This window comes from Actinoplanes sp. NPDC048791 (genome assembly GCF_040650095.1).
GTDB lineage: Bacteria > Actinomycetota > Actinomycetes > Mycobacteriales > Micromonosporaceae > Actinoplanes.
Window position 1 is genome coordinate 1 of record NZ_JBEZGQ010001240.1, and the last position, 2,196, is coordinate 2,196.

Genomic DNA, 2,196 nt, shown 5'->3' on the forward strand with positions numbered 1-2,196 from the left:
CGGATCCCGCCGCCGGCGCTTCGGCGGCGGCCTGGTCGACGTGGCCCCGCTGCCCGAGCGCGATCCCGCCACCGCGATCATGGCCGTGGCCGAGGTGCCCGAGGACAAGCGGTACTGCGCCAAGTGCGGCAGTCCGGTCGGCCGGGCCCGCGGTGACCGGCCCGGACGCACCGCCGGTTTCTGCCCCTCCTGCGGCGAGGCGTTCAACTTCACCCCCAAGCTCGGCAAGGGCGACCTGGTCGGCGGGCAGTACGAGGTGATCGGCGCGCTGGCCCACGGCGGCCTCGGCTGGATCTACCTGGCCAACGACAAGCGCGTCTCGAACCGCTGGGTGGTGCTCAAGGGCCTGCTCAACTCCGGCGACGAGGACGCGCTCGCGGCGGCGGTGGCCGAGCAGCGCTTCCTGGCCGAGGTCGAGCACCCGAACATCGTCAAGATCTACAACTTCGTGGAGCACGAGGGCGCCGGCTACATCGTCATGGAGTACGTCGGCGGGGAGTCGCTCAAGGGCATCCTCAAGGACCGCCGTACGGCCGGCAACAACCAGCCGGACCCGCTGCCGGTGGACCAGGCGCTGGCCTACGTCCTGGAGATCATGCCGGCGTTCGGCTACCTGCACGACCGCGGCCTGATCTTCTGCGATTTCAAGCCGGACAACGTCATCCAGACCGGCGACCAGGTCAAGCTCATCGACCTCGGCGGCGTCGTGCACATCGACGACCAGGACGCCGCGCTGTACGGCACGCTCGGCTACCAGGCACCGGAGATGGCCACGGCCGGCCCGTCGATCCAGTCCGACCTCTACACCATCGGGCGCACCCTGGCCGTGCTCACCACCGACTTCCGCGGCTACCAGAGCACCTTCAAGGCCAGCCTGCCCGACCGCGGCGAGTTCGAGGTCTACCAGCGCCACGAGTCCTTCTACCGGCTGCTGCAACGGGCCACCCGTACGGACCCGGCCGAGCGGTTCGTCGACGCCGGCGAGATGACCGAGCAGATGCTGGGCGTGCTGCGCGAGGTGCTCGCCGCCGACGGCGACCCCCGCCCGGCCACCTCCCGGCTGTTCACCGGCGAGCTGCGCACCGACCCGCGCAGCGACGAGCCGAACTGGCGGTTCCTGCCCGCCCCGATGATCGACCTGACCGACCCGGCCGCCGCCTTCCTCGCCTCGGTGACCGTCACCGAGCCGCAGGAGGTCCTCATGCTGCTCGGCAAGGCCCCGGAGAACACCCTCGAGGTGCAGCTGCGGGCCCTGCGCGCGCTGATCGACCTGGGTGCGGCGGGCAGCGGCCGGGACGCCTTCGCCGACGCGGCCCGGATGCGCGACACGATCGCGGCGAACGCCGGCGGGGACTGGCGGGTCGCCTGGTACGACGGGGTCCTGGCGCTGGCCTCCGGCGACCTGCCCCGGGCCCAGGAGCAGTTCGACGCGGTCTACTCGGCGCTGCCCGGCGAGCTCGCGCCCAAGCTGGCCCTGGGCCTGACGCTGGAGCTGGCGGGGCGCCCGGCCGAAGCGGCGGCCTACTACGACGTGGTGAGCCGCACCGACCCGGCGTACACGACCGCGGCGGCGGGACTGGCCCGGTGCCGGCTCGCCACCGGGGACCGGGACGGGGCCGTGGAGGCGTACAACCGGGTGCCGGGGACCTCGGCGGCGTACCGCAGCTCCCAGGTCGGCGCCGTCCGGGCCCTGGTCCGCTCGCACCCGGCGGCGGCGGCCGACGTGGCTGCCCTGGCGGCCGCGGCCGCCCTGATCGACCGGCTGGAGATGGAGGCCGCGCAGCTCGCCGCGCTCCGGGCCGAGCTGCTGGAACGGGCGCTGAGCACGCTGACCGGGGGCACCCCCGTGCCGGGCGCGGTGCTGGGCACGCCCGGCGCCACGCATGCCGGGGAGCGGGACGTACGCTTCGCGCTGGAGGGCGCGTACCGGGAGATGGCCCGGGCCGCCCACGGGCCGGAGAAGATCCGGCTGGTGGACCTGGCCAACGCGGCCCGGCCGAGGACCCGCACGTGAGGTGGGCATGATCGACTGCACCGAACCACGCCCGCCGGCGGCCGGCCACGGCCGTGCCCGTCCGGGCCGGCCGAGCAGGCCGAACGCGGGTGGCACCGCATGAGCTCCCGCCCGGTCTGCCCCTCGTGCGGGGATGAGCGCGCCGCCGGGGCCGCTTTCTGCGAGAGCTGCGGCAAGCCGCT

The 2,196-nt window shown here is 74.2% G+C and carries 2 protein-coding genes; both read left to right on the forward strand.

All coding sequences use genetic code 11. From position 1 onward, the window contains the following. The coding region (locus tag AB0C29_RS44870) for a tetratricopeptide repeat protein (protein WP_360833982.1) at positions 1-2,014 on the forward strand (2,014 nt) is incomplete at its 5' end. A 99-nt stretch (positions 2,015-2,113) separates the two neighbouring features. Next, on the forward strand, positions 2,114-2,196 hold an 83-nt coding region (locus AB0C29_RS44875), incomplete at its 3' end, for a zinc-ribbon domain-containing protein (RefSeq protein ID WP_360833984.1).